The sequence below is a fragment of the Quadrisphaera setariae genome (genome assembly GCF_008041935.1).
GTDB lineage: Bacteria > Actinomycetota > Actinomycetes > Actinomycetales > Quadrisphaeraceae > Quadrisphaera > Quadrisphaera setariae.
Map to the genome: position 1 here is coordinate 151,381 of NZ_VKAC01000008.1, position 16,414 is coordinate 167,794.

Sequence of the window (16,414 nt, forward strand, 5' to 3'; positions counted from 1 at the left end):
CGCCCCGACCGCGGTGGCTCAGGCGTCGGGGTGCGCCTGCGCCCAGGCGCGGAACGGCGACTCCGGGTCGGGGTGGTCGGCCTGGACGGCCGGCAGCCGGCGCTGGTCGACCGGCTTGGCGTACTCGTCGTAGAAGCTCGCCAGCGTCACGTAGCGGTTGCCGTCCTCGTAGTGGCGGTCCTCCTGCTCGCGCGTGGCCACGTAGACCACCTGCTCGGGCTGGGCGTAGTACAGCGCGCCCAGGCACATCGGGCAGGGGTAGGCGGTGACGTAGACGTCGCAGCCCTCCAGCCCCGTGCGGCCCTGCTCGGCGAGCCTGCGGATGGCGGTGATCTCCGCGTGCGCCGTGAGGTCACCGGACTGGGCGACCTGGTTGGTCGCCTCCACCAGCACGTCACCGCTGGCGCGGTCGACGACGACGCAGGCGAACGGCTTGCCGCCGGCGTCCACGTTGGCCAGCGCCAGCTCGACGGTGCGGTCTGCGTGCTGGTCCTGCGGCATGCGTCCTCCTGGGCTGGCCGGAGGTGGCTCCCCCGGCGGACAGCAGAACACCGCGCGGCGAGGTCCGCCACCTCGCTCAGGTCGCGGCGCGGATGACGGCGCGCAGGGCGGAGCCGGCCAGCGGGGACAGGCCCCGCCGGGGCAGGCGCTCGATCACCACCGGGTCGCGGAGGCGGTCGAGGTCGCCGTCGGCGACGGCGCGGGCGACGAAGAGAGATGCCTCGCGGTGGACCTCCAGGGCGCTGTGCCCGGTACCCGGCAGCTCCACGAGGAGCCCCTGCGGAGCGAGCGCCACCGCACGCTCGGCGACGGGCCGCGGGGTGGTGAGGTCGCGGTCTCCGGAGAGGACCACCACGGGGAACGCCGCCCGCTGCAGCGCCGCCACCAGGTCGAACGGCTCCCCCGCGAACGCCGGCCGGCTCTTCGCCGCCTCGGCGTGGATGAGCTGGGGGTCGAGCGGGCCGCCGTCCGGCGGCTGGCCGAAGCCGAGCTGGCCGTAGGCGATGCCCGCGACGAGGTCGGGCTCGCTGATGAAGCGCGTCACGGACGACGACGCCTCAGAGGCGCCCAGCTCGGCCAGCCACGACCACAGCCACCGCAGGCGCCCCTGCCCGCGGGCGGTGACGAGCCGACGCAGCGCGTCGGGCCCGGCGAACTCGTGGACCAGCGTCACCACGGCGGTGAGCTCGGTCATCAGCTCGGTCATCAGCTCGGTCATCCGTTCCGCCTGCTGCTGGCTGGTCCGCCCGTCGCCCTGCGCACGAGAGCCGAGCTCGCGCACCGCGGCGGCCGCACCGGCCAGCGCGGGCTCGTCGCCGTCCTCCAGCAGGCCGTCCCAGAGCAGGCGGCGCCGGTGGGCGCGGACGGCGGAGACGTCGTCGACGGCCGAGAGCATGGGCGAGTCGAGCACCAGCGCCGCCACCCGCTGCGGGTGGCGCAGCGCGAACGCCTGCGCCAGGTACGAGCCGTAGGACGCGCCGTAGACGACGGCGCGCTCGACGCCGTCGTCGTCCAGGACCGCGGCCAGGTCGTCCACCACGGACTCGACGGTGACCGCGGGGACCGGGAGGTCTCGGCCCCCGGCGTCCCGGCGCGAGAGCCCCACCCCGCGGTGCTCGACCATGAGCGCGTCGATGCCGAGGCTCGCGGCTCGGCGGCGCCACGTCCGGTACGGCACGGCGGAGGCCAGGCCGGGACCGCCGGGCACCACCAGCACCGGCAGACCGCACCGCCGCGAGGGTGGCGTGTCGCGCAGGTGGGTGAGGGGGAACGTCGCACCGCCGGGCGCACCGAGCGGGCGGTGCACGACGCCGCCGCCACCCCCGCCGGCGCCGGTGACCAGCTGGCGGACGAGGCTCTCGACCCCGGGGCGGCGCACGCCCCCAGCACGGGTCAGCAGGTGGTTCCCGCCAGTGCTGCGTCGCTGAGCACGTCCGTCCCGCCGAGGCCGTCGACCCACGTGGTGTGCAGGGCGCTGAAGGCCTCAGCGGTGGCCTGCGGGACGCACGCCTGGCGCGACAGCAGCAGCGGCATGCCGAGGGCGGCGCCGGCGAGGGCGTCGGGGAAGTCCTCACCGCTGGCCAGCAGCACCTCGTCACCGGTCGGGTCGACGGGCTGGTCGACGGTCTCGGCGACCTTCGCCGCGGTGGCGTACCTGTCGGCACCGGCGAGGCGCGTCACCTGGCTGGGCCAGTGCTGCTCGAGGGCATCGGTCACCCCCGCGGAGACCGCGGTCTTCCCGCCGACCACCACGATGCGCTTCGGGTCGAGCGCGAGCAGCGCCGCGAGCGTGGCGTCGGGCAGCGAGCCGGAGGCCGTCAGCAGCAGCGGGGCGCCCTCGTGCGCGGCGGCGGCCCCGGCCGACAGGGCGTCCGCGTACCCCTCACCGGAGGCGACGAAGACCTCCTGGCTCTGACCGGTGAACTCCTTGGTGGCGACCTTCGCGGCAGTGGCGTAGCGGTCCTTGCCGGCGAGCCGGTGGACGCTCCAGGCGGCGTAGCCCTTGAGCTGCTCGACCACGTCGTCGCTGACCGCTGACGGCCCTCCGACCACCCAGATGACCCCGGGTCCGATCTGCTGCAGCTCGGCGAGGGTCTCCGACGGGATCGCCGTGGCCGACACGGTGAGCACCGGGCCGCCGAGGGAGGCGGCCAGCGGAGCGGCCGCCAGGGCGTCGGCGTAGCTCGTGCCGTTGACGACGACGACGTCGACCGGCGGGTCCGGGAAGGCGTCGTCGGCGACCGACGCAGCGGTGCCGTACCTGTCCGCGCCCCACCACCGGTCCGTGCGGGGGTCGGTGCTGGCGGCCTGAGCGGACGCGGGGGCCACCGCCAGCAGCGCCACCACGAGGGCGGCCGCTGCGGCGGCCCGCGCGCGAGGTGCCGAGATCACGTCACTCCTGTCCGTCAGCACGCAGCGTGACAGGAGTGCCTGCGTCGCGCCTGAGGACGCGCGCCGCGCTCAGGAGGTTCGCAGGTGCGTCAGCGCCGCTCGCAGCCGACGCCGTCCCCGTCGCTGTCCAGCCCGGAGCGGTAGCCCGGGTCACCGCGGCGGATGGGTGCCTTGCCGGCGGCGCGGACGGCGTCGCAGTTGGCGTAGTAGACCCCGCTGCCGGTGGAGACCGCCGGAGGGGAGGAGGGCGAGGGCTGCGGCGCCGGAGCCGGGGCTGCTGCCGCGCAGACCTTCCCGGTGAGCGCGGCGTCGCTGAGCACGCCGGCGCCGCCGAGCCCGGTGACCGACTCCGTCCCGAGGCTGGCGAACGCGTCGGCGGTGACCTGCGGCAGGCAGTCGGGACGGCTGAGCAGCAGCGGCTGGCCGAGGGCCGCGCCGGCGAGGGCGTCGGGGAAGTTCGCGCCGCTGGCCAGCAGCACCCGCGAGGCGGTCTCGGTGCGCTCCAGCACCACCTTGGCGGCGGTCTCGTACCTGTCGTCGCCCCAGACGCGGCGGACCACCACGCCAGGTCGGCCCTCCTCGAGCTGCGCGAGCACGTCGTCCGAGACGACGGACGTGCCGCCGACCACGGTGATCCGCGTCGGCTGCAGCGCGCCGAGCGCGGCAGCTGTCGAGCCAGGAAGCGACCCCGGAGCGGTGAGCAGCAGGGGCGCACCGACGGCGGCGCCAGCCGCCCCGGCCGACAGGGCATCGGCGAAGCCCTCGCCGGAGGCGACGTAGACCTCGGTCGCAGAGCCGGCGAAGTGGTCCTTCGCGATCATGGCAGCGGTCTCGTAGCGGTCAGCGCCCTGCAGGCGCGTGACGCCCTCCCGCGCGAGCTGCCCCACCTGCTTGACGACGTCGTCGCTGACCACGGCGCTCCCCCCGACCACCCACACGCGCTCGGGAGCCAGCCGTGCGAGCTCGGCGCGCGTCACGTCGGGCAGCTGGGTGCCCGTGACGGTGAGCAGGGGGACGTGCAGCGACGCCGCCAGCGGTGCGGCGGCGAGCGCGTCGGCGGAGCTGCCGCCGTTCACCACCACCGCGCCCTTGGCCCCGCCCGCGAACGCCTTGCCCGAGACCGCGGCAGCCGTCGCGAAGCGGTCCGCGCCCCACCAGCGGTCGGTGGTCAGCGCCTGCGCCGGCGCCGCCGCCACCAGCAGGCCGCCGAGCGCCAGGCCGGCGGCGACGGCCACCCGCACCCCCCGCGCAGTCTTGGTCGTCGCGGTTCTCGTCGTGGTGCTCACGGTCCATCCCCCCAGGTCTGTTCCGAGCACCGTGTCAGCCCGGGCGTGCAGCCGAGGGCTCGCCACGCCGGGGCAGAACCGTCTGCCCCGGCCTCGGGGGGGGTGAGACCGCGGGTGCGTCGATGGGCCGGGGGTTGCCGCGACGGTGGGCCAGCGGGACCCTCGGGCATGGGGACGCCCAAGACGCGGCGCACGGGCTTCGACCTCGCGCCCTTCCTCGACGCGCTACCCGCGGCGCGGCGCGAGAAGGCTCGGCGGCTCGCGGAGGTCTTCGCCGAGGCCACCGGCGAGCGGCCGGTGCTGTGGGGCTCGATCGTCGGTTTCGGCACGACGACGACGGCCTCGGGCGGGCGCACGCACGAGTGGCCGGCGGTGGGCTTCGCGGTGCGGGGCACCAGGCTCGCGCTCTACGGGCTGCGGGGCAGCCAGGACGCCGACGAGCTCCTCACCCGGCTCGGACCGCACGAGGGCGCTGTCAGCTGCGTCTACCTCAAGGGTGTGGACGACGTCGACATCGGCGTCCTCACCGAGCTGGTGCGCCGCGGCCACGCCCGCTCAGCCGTACCGGGACCGGCCGGTGACCCCCGTCAGCCCTCGGCGTAGTCGTTGGCCCACCACGAGGTCGGACGCACGAGGAACGCCACGAAGCCGCTGCGCTCGGGGTAGGGCTGACCGGTGTGCAGGAGGGAGATCCGGTCCACGACCGCCATGGCCGGCTCGCCCTGGAGCCTGTCGACCACCTCGCCGCGCACGGTGGCCATGCTCAGCGGGTTGCCGGGAGCGGTGACCGACACGGCCAGGCGCGGGTCGCGCGTGAGGTTGCGGTCCTTGACGGCCCCGGCCTCGGTGAAGAAGGCCAGGCCCTGCCCGTCGGGGCCGCCGGCGACGCCGTCGTGCAGGCCCACCCACCCGGGGACCGACCGGGGACCTCCGTCCTTGCCGAGGGTCGCCAGGTGCGCGACCTGGTCGGTGGTGAAGTAGCGGGTGACGTCGTTCCAGTCGGCCACGCCACCACGGTGCCCGATCGGCCCCTCAGCGGCGAGCGGGCGAGCGCCGGCGCAGGTCGGGTGCGAGCGCCACCGCGGTCGCGACCAGGAACCCGGGCACCATGAGCGAGGCCATGGTCAGCACCGACTCGTCTCCGACCAGTCCGGTGAGCGGCGTGACGGCCGCGCCGACGAGGAAGCCGGACCCGCCCAGCAACGAGCTCGCCGTGCCCGCCGAGCGCCGCCCCGCCTCCTGGGCCAGCACGGTGCTCGCCGGCAGCGTGAGGCCCATGCCGGCGACGACGACGGTGAGCAGCGGCCACACCGCGCCCAGCGGTGCACCGGTCCGGCTGGCGATCTCGACGGCGAGCAGCGACAGCGCACCGGTCGAGGACGTGAGCAGGCCGGCCCGGCGCAGCGTGCGAGCACCGAGGCGGACCACGGTGAGCCGGAAGGCCAGGCTGGTCACCGCCATGGCCGCCGCGTTGGTGGCGAAGACGAGCGAGTAGGTGCCGCTGCTGAGACCGAGCGAGCCCTGCAGCACGATCGACGAGCCGCCGATGTAGACGAAGAACCCGGCGGTGGCGAGGCACTGGACCGCCACGGGGTGCGCGAAGGCGCGGTCGCGCGCGAGGTCGGCGACGCGGGCGCCGAGCGCCCGCAGACCGCCGCGCTGGCGGTCCTGCGGCGGCAGGGTCTCCGGGACGCCCACCAGGGCGGCCCCGAGCATCAGCGCCCCGAGCGCGGTCATGAGGCCGAAGACGGCCCGCCAGTCCGCCACCTCGAGCACGAGCCCGCCCACGGCCGGGGCGATGACGGGGGCCAGGAGCGTGATGGCGGCCAGCGTCCCGAACGCCTTGGCGGCGGCCGGCCCCTCGTGGGAGTCGCTGATGACGGCGCGCCCGACGGCGACCCCCGCGCCTGCCACCAGCCCCTGCAGCACGCGCAGCGCGACGAGCACCGGGGCGCTCGGGGCGAAGGCGCACACCAGGGACGCGGCGGTGAAGGCGGTGGCGCTCAGGACGACGACCCGCCGGCGCCCGCGCCCGTCGCTGACCGGCCCGGCGACGAGCTGCCCGACCGCCAGCCCGACGACGAAGCCGGTGATGGTCAGCTGCGCGCCCGCGGAGCTGGTGGACAGCGCCTCGCGGACCTGCGGGAGCGCGGCGAGGTAGGTGTCAGTGGCGAACGGCCCGATGCCTGTGACCAGCGCGAGGGCCAACAGTGACGGTCGGCGGACTCGGGTCTGGTCACGGGTCGCCATCAGCGACCATCCTCCGCCCGCTGCTCCCTCCCCGCCCGCCCGAGCCCCCCGCCCCGCGGCTCACGCGGTGGGGCGCGGCGGCGGGGGGTGGAGGACCCGTCAGCTGCGGACGGCCCGGGCGAGCGCCCGCACCGCCAGCACCGCCCCGGCGGCAGCGGCGACCCACGGACCGGCCACGACCACGGGATCGAGCCACTGGTGGCGGGTGTCGGTGCGGCTGCTCCCCAGCCGTGAGCTGAGCCCGTGGTGGGTCACCTCCGCCACGACGCCGGTCTCGGTGAACGGCTGGTCGGGTCGCCCGCTGAGCAGGGAGCGCGCGTGGGCGCCCCACGCGTCGATCCGGTCACCGGCGATGAGCAGCATCCAGTGCGCCATCCGACCCTCGCTGTAGCGGGCGTACGCGAGGCGGCGCACCGCGCCGGACACGCCGTGCAGCGGCTGCGCGGTGCCGAACACCGGCGTCAGCTGGGCGTGCTCGATCGACCGCTCCCGTCCACGTCCGCCGGGTTGCTCGGGCGGGTACTCCCAGTGGGCACCCGAGAAGTCCTCCTGCCAGTCGAGCTTGGGGAAGGAGGGGCGGTCGGCGTGGTCGAGGTCAGCTCCCCACCCCGGGATGCGCGCCCGCAGCTCCTCGGCGGACGGCGGCGGCTGCCGCCGGTGCGAGACGTGCGGGGTGACCGGGCCGGCGTCCGGCCGCCCGGCCTGCTGGTCGGTCCGCTGGTGGGTGCTCATCGTCGTCCAGCCCTTCTCATCATCAGCCGGCGTCAGGCGGCTTCGGGGATGACGAGCGGCTTGATGCACCCGTCGAGCTTGCTGGAGAACACGTGGTACGCCTCGGAGATGTGCTCCAGGGGGAAGCGGTGCGTCACCAGCTCGCTGGGCCTGATGTGGCCGGCCTTGACGTGCTCGAACAGGCGCGGCCACTGGCGCTTCACCGGCGCCTGGTTCATGCGCAGGGTGAGGCCCTTGTTCATGGCGTCACCGAACTTCACCGCGTTGGGGACCGGGCCGTAGGCGCCGATCACCGAGATGGTCCCGCCCTTGCGCACGCCGTCGATGGCCCAGTTCAGCGCCACCGGAGACCCGCCCTGCAGCTTGAGCTTGGCGCCCGTGAGGTGCTGGGTGAAGTTGCCGTCCGCCTCCGCGCCCACGCAGTCGATGACCGAGTCGGCGCCGAGGAAGTCGGTCTGCTTCTTCATCTCGAGCACGACGTCATCGACGTGCGTGAAGTTGATCGTCTCCGCGTACGCCCAGGTGCGGGCGCGCTCGAGGCGCTCGTCGAGCTCGTCGACCACGATGACGCGCCCGGCCCCCATGAGCCACGCCGACCGGGCGGCCACCAGGCCCACCGGGCCGGCGCCCAGGACGACGACGGTGTCGCCCTCCACGACGTCGGCCAGCTGCGCCCCGAAGTACCCGGTGGCCGTCATGTCGGTGAGGAGGACGGCGTCCTCGTCGGCCATCCAGTCCGGGATCTTCGAGGGGCCGACATCGGCGAACGGGACGCGCACGAACTGCGACTGCCCGCCGTCGTACCCGCCCGTCGTGTGCGAGTAGCCGTAGATGCCGCCGACCGCCGTGGCGTTGGGGTTGACGTTGTGGCAGTTGGAGAACAGGCCCCGCGAGCAGAACCAGCAGGTGCCGCAGTAGATGTTGAACGGCACCATCACGCGATCACCCACCGTGAGGTTCTGGACGGAGGAACCGACCACCTCGACGACCCCGATGAACTCGTGGCCGAAGGTGTGGCCGATCCGGGTGTCGGGCATGAGCCCGTGGTACAGGTGGAGGTCCGAGCCGCAGATCGCAGCCAGGGTCACCCTGATCACGGCATCGTTGGGGTGCTCGATCTTCGGTCGGGGCTTGTCCTCCACCCTGACCTTGTAGGGCCCGCGGTACACCATCGCCTTCATCGCAACCACCTCGTCCGCTCGGCTGCGCCCCACGCTGCTCCCCTCGCACGGGAGACGCGAGCCGATCACTCTGCGTGATCACGGCGGCCTCAGCGCAGGTCCTCGGCGGTGGTCACCGAGCGTGGGTCAGCGATCGCAGCCCGTGCCGTCACCGTCGCGGTCGAACGCGGGGTCCCAGCCAGGGTCGCCCTTGCGGATCGGGCCCTTCCCGGCGGCGCGGACCGCGGCGCAGTTCTTGTAGGCCACCTTGGCGGTGGGCTTGGCGGTGGGCTTGGCGGTGGGCTTGGCGGTGGGCTTGGCGGTGGGCGTGGCGGCTGGCTTGGCGGTGGGCTTTGGCGTGCCGGTCGACTTCGGAACGGTCGCGGGCTTCAGGGTCGTCGTCGCCGTCGTCGCACCGGTGATGGCCGGGGCGAGCTTCGGCGCGGCGGCGCTGGTGGGCAGCGGCTCGGTCGGGCAGGTCGCCAGCACCGTGCGGCTCGCGTCGTGCTCGGCGGAGGTCATCCACACGCCGTACTTGAGCTTCACCGCCACCTGCCGGGCGACGTAGGCGCAGCGGAACGCCTTGTTCGGCGGGAGCCAGGTGGCGGCGTCGCTGTCGCCCTTGGCGCCGTTGAGCGGCCCGTCGGCGGCGAGGAGGTTCAGCGGGTCGTTGGCGAAGGCGGTCCGCCGGGTCGTCGACCAGCCCTGCGCGCCCTTCTGCCAGGCGTCCGACAGCGGGATGACGTGGTCGATCTGCACGGCTGAGCTCGTCTTCACCCCTCGCTGGAAGGTGATGGTGCGCCCGGAGTAGAGGTCGGCCAGAGAGCCGGAGTACACGACGCAGCTGCGCGTCCCGGTCACGTAGGTGACCGCCGTGAGGTCGCGCCTGAGCACGTCGTTGCGGGTGTCGCACCCGTTCTGGTCCACGTCCGCCCAGGCCGCCCCGAACTGCTCGCGGGTGTAGCCGGTCTTGGGCGCGCGGCCCTTGACCGTGACCTGCCCGAGGGCCTGCAGTGCGGTGAGGGACCCGGTCGACGACGGCGAGGGCGTGCTCGTGGCAGCCGCCGCTGCCACGGGCCGGGTGGTGGACGTCGACGACGCCGCCTGCCTCGGCGGCGCGGCTCCCGCGGCGCCCGCGAGCGCCACGACCGCGGCGGCCAGGCCGGCAGTGGCGAGCGTGAGCGCGGCGGAGCGCGCGACCGGCGTGGTGGAGCGTCTGGCCACACGGGCCTCCTGGGGTGAGTCACCGCCGTGGGCAGCACCCGCCCACAGTCGTGTCACACAGTAGGGAGATGATCACTCCACGTGATGTTGGCGCGCCGGAGAGGGTGGGCGGCAGACCACCAGCTCGACGTCGCCCTCGACGGTCACCGGACCCGCCGCGTGCGGCACCAGGACGGTGCTGCCGCGCTCCAGACGCACCTCCGCCCCCGTCGCCGTGGCGAGCTGACCGGCACCGGCCACAGCGACGACCACCGCGAACCCCGCTTCCCAGCCGTGGGCGCCACCACCGCCACCGCGCACCCGGTCGGCGCGGAAGAACGCTCCCGCTCCGGGCAGGAGCGGCCCGAGCGCGGTGGCGTCGGACTGGACCAGGCCCTCGACGGCGTCGCGTGCGAGTCCGCGCCGGTCGACGGCCGTCAGAGCAGTCTCGAAGCCCAGCCCGAGGTGGCCGGCTGCAGCGCCGTCGATGGCGAACCCGTCCCACTCGACGAGCACCGACAGGTCGCTCGGCTCCTGCAGCTCGACCAGCAGCGCTCCCTCGCCGATCGCGTGCGGCAGGCCCGCGGGCACGAGCACCGCGTCGCCAGCGCGCGCCTGCAGCCGGTGGGTGGTGCTGAGCAGAGCGCTGACGTCCTGCTCGGCCACCCAGCGCGCCAGCTCGTCGGCGCTGACGTCGCGGGAGAAGCCCAGGTGCACGACCGCTGGCTCGAGGAACACCCACGCCTCGGTCTTGCCGTGGTCGAGGCCGAGGTGGCGCGCTGCCCAGCCACGGTCGGGATGGGCGTGCACCGGGAGGCGCTGGCCAGCGTCGAGCAGCTTGACGAGCAGGTGCGGGTCGGCACCGAAGGACTCGACGTGCTCGGGACCCAGCCAGCCGACCGGGTCGGCGGCGACGGCGTCACGCAGCAGCTCCCCCGAGGGCAGGCGCGTCAGGCCGACCTCGTCCTCGCCGAACAGCGGCACCACTGAGGCGACCCAGTCCTCGGGGGTGTGCTCGACCGCTGCGGCGGCTGGGCCGTCGCGCAGCGCCGTGATCTGCGTGCCACCGGCGTAGAACCGGTTCCGTGGCTGGTTGGCCGGGAGCACCACCGGCTGCAGCGGGCGCACCTCAGGCCAGCACGGGGTCGAGGTCGGCCAGCGCCATGACGAGCCCGCCGACGAAGGTGTCGCCCAGTCCGATGGTGGTGGGGGTCGGCGTGTCCAGGTGCGCTGCGGGCGCGCAGCTGATCGCGTCGCTCCCCTGACCGGAGGCCGCCTCCAGCGCGGCGGCGAGCTCGGCGGCGCGCGACTGCCGTGGCAGGGCGCGGACGCCGGCGACGTGCTCAGCGGTGAACGCGTCGCCGTGGAGGTAGCGGGTGCCAGCGAGCGCGTTCGCCGTCGCCAGTGCGGGGCGCAAGCGCTCGGCGTGCGCGCCGAGCGCAGCAGCCCAGTGCCCGGTGTGCACCACGAGCGTGGTCCGCTCCGGGAGCACGCCGGACAGCTGGCGCAGCGCGACCAGCACGGCGTCGGGGTCGAGGAGGTCGACGGGGTGCCCGACCAGCTGCTGGAGCTCGTCCTCGTTCATGCTCAGCACGTCGACGGCGGGGAGCAGCAGCTCGTGCACCAGGCGGCGCAGCGCCGGACGGTGGTAGCCGGCGTCCTCGAAGACGACGAGCGCGTCGGCGGGCAGCGAGGCCATGTGGCCGAGCAGGTCGTCGAGGCGTGAGCGCAGCAGCGCCTCGTCCTGCATGGAGTTGAAGTTCGAGACGCCGAAGACCCGCGCGCCCGTGAGCTCCTCGCCCAGCTGGGGGCTGAGGAGCATCGACCGGTTGGGCGGGTCGTTGGCGTAGATCTGCCGGTTGGCCCGCCGGGCGACGACGACGGCGCCGTCCGCCAGCGGCACGCTCGCCCCCGGCGGCACCTGGATGATGACGTGCGGGTCGACGGTGTCCTCCGAGGCGCTGCAGATCCAGCGCACGCTCGGCGGGATGAGCCCGCGGACCTGGTCGTCGATGGAGACGAGGTGCACCGTGCTGGGCACGCCGAGCACCGCCATCGCGAGGGCTGCCCGCACGCAGGTGCCACCGACGGTGGTGCGCCGCTCGACCCTGGCGGCGAACGCCTCGAGGACCGCGGAGGAGTCCACGAAGCGCTCGCCACCGGTGTCGGCGCGGACGAATCCGAGGATCGAGCAGACGAGGTCGCGCTCGGTGACCACCGCGAAGGCGGGCCCACCGGTGGCGTCGAGGTCAGCGGAGGTGATCCGGTGCTCGGCCACGAGGTCGGCCAGGACGCTGGAGTCCCAGCTGACCTCGTAGTCGAGGCACCCCCCGAGGCCGAGGACGACGCGGCGCGCCTCCTCCACGGTCGTGCTGCTCATCGTCAGGCTCCGCCAGCTCGCTCGGATCGGGTCAGGTCAGGTCGTGCCAGTGCGGCTCAGCGCGCCCGGCGCCGATCCGCGGGGCTCAGTACAGCGAGGCCTTGCCGGTCGCCTCGAACAGGTCGATCTTCTGGGCGGCGGTGACCTTCATGGCGGCGATGCACGGCGGCTGGATGGAGTTGGGCTCGCGCAGCCCGCCGTCGGCCAGCACCTCGCGCATCTTCGCGTGGTAGGCGACCTTGATGTCACTGGAGATGTTGATCTTGTTGACGCCCAGGCGCACCGACTCGCCGATCTCGGCGTCGGGGTTGTTGGACCCGCCGTGCAGCACGAGCGGCACGCCGACCTTGCCCTTGATCTCCGTGAGCAGGTCGAGCTTCAGCTCAGCCTTCATCCACGAGGGGTAGATGCCGTGGCAGGTGCCGATGGCGATGGCGAGGCTGTCGACGCCGGTCTGCGCGACGAACGACACCGCGTCCTCGGGGTCGGTGTAGATGATCTGGGCGGTGCCCGCCTCGGCCTCGGAGTCGGTCTTGCCGATGGTGCCGAGCTCGCCCTCCACGGAGACGCCCACGGCGTGAGCGGCGTCGACCGCCTGCTTGGTGAGGCGCACGTTCTCCTCGAACGGCAGCGTGGAGCCGTCGAACATCACCGAGGTGAAGCCCGCCTGGATGGCGTGGATGATCTGCTCGTACGTGCCGCCGTGGTCGAAGTGGATGGTCACCGGCACCGAGGAGCGGTGCGCGCGCTGGGTGATGGCGGCCATGAGCTCGTCACCGGTGTGGGACAGCTCGTCGGGGTGGATGGCGATGATGACCGGCGCCTTCTTCTCCTCGCTGATCGCGAAGACGCCCTGCGCCATGTTCCAGTCGGAGATGTTGAACGCCGGCACGGCGAAGTTGTTCTTGTTGGCCACGGACAGCAGGTCGGTCCCGTTGATGAGCACAGCGGTCTCCTCGGTTCTCTTCGACGACCAGGGGGTCGTGAGGGGTCAGGAAGGGGGTGGTGGAGAGAAGGGGCTCGTCAGACCTTGACGGCGCCGGCGGTCATGCCGCCCATGAAGTAGCGCTGGAAGAAGGCGAAGAGGACGAGCACCGGGATGCACCCGAGGACGCTCATCGCCATCATCTCGTTCCACTCGTACGAGTGCTGGCCCATGAGCAGCTGGATGCCGATCGGCACCGTGCGCATGTCCGTGGTGCGCGTCAGCGTCAGCGCGAACAGGTACTCGTTCCAGGCGATCATGAACGTGTAGACGCCCACGGAGACCAGGCCGGGCACCGAGATCGGCACCAGGATCTTGAACAGCGCGGTCAGCGGACCGGCGCCGTCCACCTTCACGGCCTCGTCGAGCTCTCGCGGCAGGGTGTTGAAGTAGCCGGTCATCATGATGATCGCGTAGGGCAGCGTGAACACCATGTACGTGAGGATCAGACCGGGGTAGGTGTTGTAGAGCCCCAGCCCGACCACGAGGCCGAAGTACGGGATCAGCAGGGTGATCGGCGGGACTGCCTGCACGCTGATGACCACCACGTTGATGGCGCGCTTCCCGGGGAACTCGTACCGGCTGAAGGCGTACGCCGCCAGCACCGCCACCAGCAGCGTCAGCACGGTGACCGCGCCGGCCACCACGTAGCTGTTGACGAAGAAGCGCAGCTTCTCTCCGTCGGTGAGGATCGAGGCGTAGGCGCTGAACGAGAAGCTCTCGGTGACCAGGCGCGGCGGGAACTCGAAGATCTCGCTGTTCGCCTTGAACGAGCTGGACAGCATCCACAGCACCGGCAGTGCCGCGAAGCAGGCGCCGGCCACGAGGGCCACGAGCAGGGCCGCCTTCTGCAGGGCCCGCTGGCGCCGCAGCGCCGGAGGGACGGGTCTGGTGGGGATGTGCGCCGCCGTCGTCGTCGCCACGGTCAGTCCCTCGCCTTCTGGTGTCGGACGTAGAGGACGGCCAGCACCATCGACAGCACCAGCACGATGACGGCCGCCGCCGACGCCACGGCGAAGTCGAAGTCGGCGAAGGCCAGCTTGTAGGTGAAGGTGGAGAGCATCTCCGTGGCCTTCACGGGGCCGCCGCCGGTGGTCATCCAGATGAGGGCGAACTGCTGGGTGGTCCAGATGACGTCGAGCAGGGCCATCGAGATGATGATCGGCCGCAGCTGCGGCACGGTGACGTGGAAGAAGCGCTTGACGGCGCCCGCGCCGTCGACGCGGGCCGCCTCGTACAGGTCTGCCGAGATGCCCTGCAGCCCGGCGAGCAGCGACACCATGAAGAACGGGTAGCCCGCCCAGATGTTGATGAAGGTGACCGCCCACAGCGCGGTGCCGGGCGAGCTCAGCCACTCGGTGCGGCCGTCGGTGACACCGAGGCCGCCGAGCAGGTAGTTCACGACGCCGTTGGGGTTGAGCAGCATCCGCCACAGCACGGCGGTGATGGCGATGGTGAACAGCCACGGGAGGATGTAGAAGACGCGGAACACGGCCCGCACCCGCGCGCTGAGCAGCGGGGTGTTGAGGAGCAGCGCGAAGGCCAGCCCGATGACGAAGTGGGCGACCACGCTGGTGCCTGTGAAGATCGCCGTGTTCTTGACAGCGGTGTAGAAGACCGGGTCCGCCAGCACCTGCGCGTAGTTGTCGAAGCCGATGAACTCCGACTTCCGCGCCGTGATGACCCTGTCGAAGAGCGAGTACCAGATGACCATGGCGATCGGCGTGGCCATGAGGACGGCGAGCAGCACCAGCGTCGGCGAGAGGAAGCCGAACGGGGTGAGCCGGCGGCGCCAGGCGTGGGGTGCGCGCCGCGGGGGCGGCGCCGCAGGGTGCGAGGCGGAGCTGGACGAGTCCAGCGGCCTCGGCAGGGTGGGGGTGGCCACGAGCAGGTCTCCTGGTCTGTCTGGTCGGCGATGGGCCGGTGGGGTGCTCGCCCCGGTCGCGCCGCGCGGGTGCGACCGGGGCGGGCTGTCAGGCGTCAGCGCTGCTCAGCTGCTGGTCAGAACTCCTCGACCCACGCCGCCTGGGCGTTCTTCAGCGTGGTGGCGGTGTCCTGCTTCCCCTGCAGCTCGAGCTGGAGCTGCTCGCCGAGGTCGCGCATCAGGGACTCGGCCACGGGGAGGCCGACGAACTCGTTGGCCGGGGTGCCGGCGTTCCAGACGTCGAAGGCCTGCTTGAAGGACGGGTCACCGGCGACGTAGTCGGGCACGGCCGTCTTGTTGCCGGGGAAGGCGTTGGCGGCGTTGGAGAGCTTGCCGTTGGCCTCGGCGCTCATGAGGTACTCGACCAGCTTGAAGGCCTCGGCTTGGTGCTCGCTGTTCTCGGCCACGCCGATGCCCCAGGAGGCGTAGGGGACGCCGCGCTTGCCGGAGTAGCCGTCCACGGCGGGCACCGCGGAGACCGTGAACTCCAGGTCCGGCGAGTCCTTCTTGATGGTGTTGATGTGCGCGAGCGTGTCGATCATCATGCCGACGCGGCCGTTGGTGAACTCCTCGACCTTGTCCTGCTCCTTGAGCGTCGCGGTGCCCGGAGCGAGGACGCCGGCCGAGTTGAGGCCGTTGACGAAGTCGATGGTGCTGGTGACGTCGGCGTTGGTGAGATCGGGCTCGCCGTCCTTGAGCATCGTGCCGCCGGAGGCCCAGTTCCAGGCCATGACGTCGTTCTGGACGCCGTTGGGGGCGTCCAGGGCCAGCGGGAGGATCCAGCCGCTGGCCTTCCCGCCAGCGGTGATGGCCTTCGCCGCGGCCTCGAACTCGGTGCGGGTGCTCGGCGGGGTGGTGACGCCGGCCTGGGCGAGCAGGTCGTCGTTGGTGAACATCATGTAGGCGAAGTTGACCACCGGGACCATGTAGGTGGACCCGTCGATCTTCACCTGGCTGGCCAGCTGGCTGTCGTCGTAGCCGGCGTCGGCCATGAGCTTGGACATGTCCGCGAGCGCGCCCTGGTTGACGAACTCGTTGACCCAGGCGCCGTCGAGGCCCACGACGTCGGACATGGTGCCGGAGGCGGCGCCCGCGGTGACCTGCTCCTTGGTGGAGGCGTAGGGGCCGGAGAGCAGCTTGACCTTGATGCCGGGGTTCTTGGACTCGAAGTCGTCCATGAGGCCGCGGAGCTCGCCGTCCGGGAGCTCGGGCTCCCACCACTGCGAGAACTCGAGGGTCACGTCACCGCCCTCGCCCGCTGCCGCGTCGGTCCCGCCGCCACCACCGCACGCGCTGACCGTCGCCAGCGCCGTGACGCCCACGGCCGCGACGAGGACGCGCCGCATCCGAGCACCCTTGCCCATGTTCTTCCTCCATCTGCTTCCGCTTCAGCGCCTCGATGCGCTCCCCAGCGGGATACCTGCAAGTTAGTGCGGCTTTCACGCAAGGTCAAGCAGCAAGTCGCAGACACGTGCGGCGGACAGCGCGACTCTCGCCCCACGTCGAGAAGGCCCCTTGCGCGGCTCGGCTCCAGCACCAGCGCTCGGCGGCGTCGCACGAGCGGGTGATTCCGCAGGTCGGAGCCCTATCTCCTCACCGAGG

At 72.9% G+C, this 16,414-nt stretch carries 16 protein-coding genes; 1 reads left to right on the forward strand and 15 read right to left on the reverse strand.

All coding sequences use genetic code 11. The annotated features are described in order from the left end of the window. Positions 1–18 precede the first annotated feature (18 nt). The 4 genes from FMM08_RS14555 to FMM08_RS14570 all read right to left on the reverse strand — a co-directional run bounded on the left by FMM08_RS14555 (position 19) and on the right by FMM08_RS14570 (position 4,178). Positions 19–501, reverse strand: coding sequence for a nucleoside deaminase (locus tag FMM08_RS14555; RefSeq protein WP_147927094.1), 483 nt, complete (start codon positions 499–501; stop codon positions 19–21). 76 nt (positions 502–577) lie between these two features. Then, the gene (locus tag FMM08_RS14560; protein WP_187279766.1) at positions 578–1,879 is read right to left on the reverse strand and encodes an alpha/beta hydrolase; all 1,302 of its coding nucleotides are present in this window, start codon (positions 1,877–1,879) and stop codon (positions 578–580) included. 14 nt (positions 1,880–1,893) lie between these two features. Next, positions 1,894–2,892: a cell wall-binding repeat-containing protein gene (locus tag FMM08_RS14565; protein WP_147927096.1), complete on the reverse strand. Its 999-nt coding sequence runs from the start codon at positions 2,890–2,892 to the stop codon at positions 1,894–1,896. An 89-nt stretch (positions 2,893–2,981) separates the two neighbouring features. Next, the gene (locus FMM08_RS14570; RefSeq protein ID WP_187279767.1) at positions 2,982–4,178 is read right to left on the reverse strand and encodes a cell wall-binding repeat-containing protein; all 1,197 of its coding nucleotides are present in this window, start codon (positions 4,176–4,178) and stop codon (positions 2,982–2,984) included. A gap of 168 nt (positions 4,179–4,346) precedes the next feature. On the opposite strand from FMM08_RS14570, the gene FMM08_RS14575 reads away from it, so the two are divergent. Continuing rightward, a complete protein-coding gene (locus FMM08_RS14575) occupies positions 4,347–4,781 on the forward strand; it encodes a DUF1801 domain-containing protein (RefSeq protein ID WP_187279768.1) in 435 nt (144 codons plus the stop codon). On the opposite strand, the gene FMM08_RS14580 is transcribed toward FMM08_RS14575, so the two are convergent. The 11 genes from FMM08_RS14580 to FMM08_RS14630 form a co-directional block, all read right to left on the reverse strand. Beyond that, positions 4,766–5,185 (reverse strand): pyridoxamine 5'-phosphate oxidase family protein, encoded by a 420-nt coding sequence (locus FMM08_RS14580; protein ID WP_147927098.1) that lies wholly within the window; start codon positions 5,183–5,185, stop codon positions 4,766–4,768. The genes FMM08_RS14575 and FMM08_RS14580 overlap by 16 nt on opposite strands. 25 nt (positions 5,186–5,210) lie before the next feature. Further along, entirely contained in the window at positions 5,211–6,428 is a 1,218-nt protein-coding gene (locus tag FMM08_RS14585; protein WP_147927099.1) for a multidrug effflux MFS transporter, read from the reverse strand. A 99-nt stretch (positions 6,429–6,527) separates the two neighbouring features. Beyond that, positions 6,528–7,160 (reverse strand): hypothetical protein, encoded by a 633-nt coding sequence (locus tag FMM08_RS14590; protein WP_255472410.1) that lies wholly within the window; start codon positions 7,158–7,160, stop codon positions 6,528–6,530. 32 nt (positions 7,161–7,192) lie between these two features. Beyond that, a complete protein-coding gene (locus FMM08_RS14595) occupies positions 7,193–8,341 on the reverse strand; it encodes a zinc-dependent alcohol dehydrogenase (RefSeq protein ID WP_147927100.1) in 1,149 nt (382 codons plus the stop codon). Between the two features lie 126 nt (positions 8,342–8,467). Beyond that, positions 8,468–9,544, reverse strand: coding sequence for a GmrSD restriction endonuclease domain-containing protein (locus tag FMM08_RS14600; protein ID WP_222710795.1), 1,077 nt, complete (start codon positions 9,542–9,544; stop codon positions 8,468–8,470). A gap of 72 nt (positions 9,545–9,616) precedes the next feature. Next, positions 9,617–10,651 (reverse strand): class I mannose-6-phosphate isomerase, encoded by a 1,035-nt coding sequence (locus FMM08_RS14605; protein WP_222710796.1) that lies wholly within the window; start codon positions 10,649–10,651, stop codon positions 9,617–9,619. Position 10,652: 1 nt separating this feature from the next. Then, positions 10,653–11,903, reverse strand: coding sequence for an ADP-dependent glucokinase/phosphofructokinase (locus tag FMM08_RS14610; protein WP_147927102.1), 1,251 nt, complete (start codon positions 11,901–11,903; stop codon positions 10,653–10,655). 85 nt (positions 11,904–11,988) lie between these two features. After that, positions 11,989–12,849, reverse strand: coding sequence for a ketose-bisphosphate aldolase (locus tag FMM08_RS14615; protein ID WP_147927103.1), 861 nt, complete (start codon positions 12,847–12,849; stop codon positions 11,989–11,991). A gap of 77 nt (positions 12,850–12,926) precedes the next feature. After that, positions 12,927–13,760, reverse strand: coding sequence for a carbohydrate ABC transporter permease (locus FMM08_RS14620; RefSeq protein ID WP_369431733.1), 834 nt, complete (start codon positions 13,758–13,760; stop codon positions 12,927–12,929). Between the two features lie 53 nt (positions 13,761–13,813). Next, a complete protein-coding gene (locus FMM08_RS14625) occupies positions 13,814–14,773 on the reverse strand; it encodes a carbohydrate ABC transporter permease (RefSeq protein ID WP_222710798.1) in 960 nt (319 codons plus the stop codon). 116 nt (positions 14,774–14,889) lie between these two features. After that, positions 14,890–16,158 (reverse strand): ABC transporter substrate-binding protein, encoded by a 1,269-nt coding sequence (locus FMM08_RS14630; RefSeq protein ID WP_222710799.1) that lies wholly within the window; start codon positions 16,156–16,158, stop codon positions 14,890–14,892. Positions 16,159–16,414 lie beyond the last annotated feature (256 nt).

Coding starts and splice junctions, on each gene's coding strand:
- FMM08_RS14555 (WP_147927094.1), bottom strand. CDS start 501: ATGCCGCAGGACCAGCACGCAGACCGCACCGTCGAGCTGGCGCTGGCC.
- FMM08_RS14575 (WP_187279768.1), top strand. CDS start 4,347: ATGGGGACGCCCAAGACGCGGCGCACGGGCTTCGACCTCGCGCCCTTC.
- FMM08_RS14585 (WP_147927099.1), bottom strand. CDS start 6,428: ATGGCGACCCGTGACCAGACCCGAGTCCGCCGACCGTCACTGTTGGCC.
- FMM08_RS14590 (WP_255472410.1), bottom strand. CDS start 7,160: ATGAGCACCCACCAGCGGACCGACCAGCAGGCCGGGCGGCCGGACGCC.
- FMM08_RS14595 (WP_147927100.1), bottom strand. CDS start 8,341: ATGAAGGCGATGGTGTACCGCGGGCCCTACAAGGTCAGGGTGGAGGAC.
- FMM08_RS14610 (WP_147927102.1), bottom strand. CDS start 11,903: ATGAGCAGCACGACCGTGGAGGAGGCGCGCCGCGTCGTCCTCGGCCTC.
- FMM08_RS14630 (WP_222710799.1), bottom strand. CDS start 16,158: ATGCGGCGCGTCCTCGTCGCGGCCGTGGGCGTCACGGCGCTGGCGACG.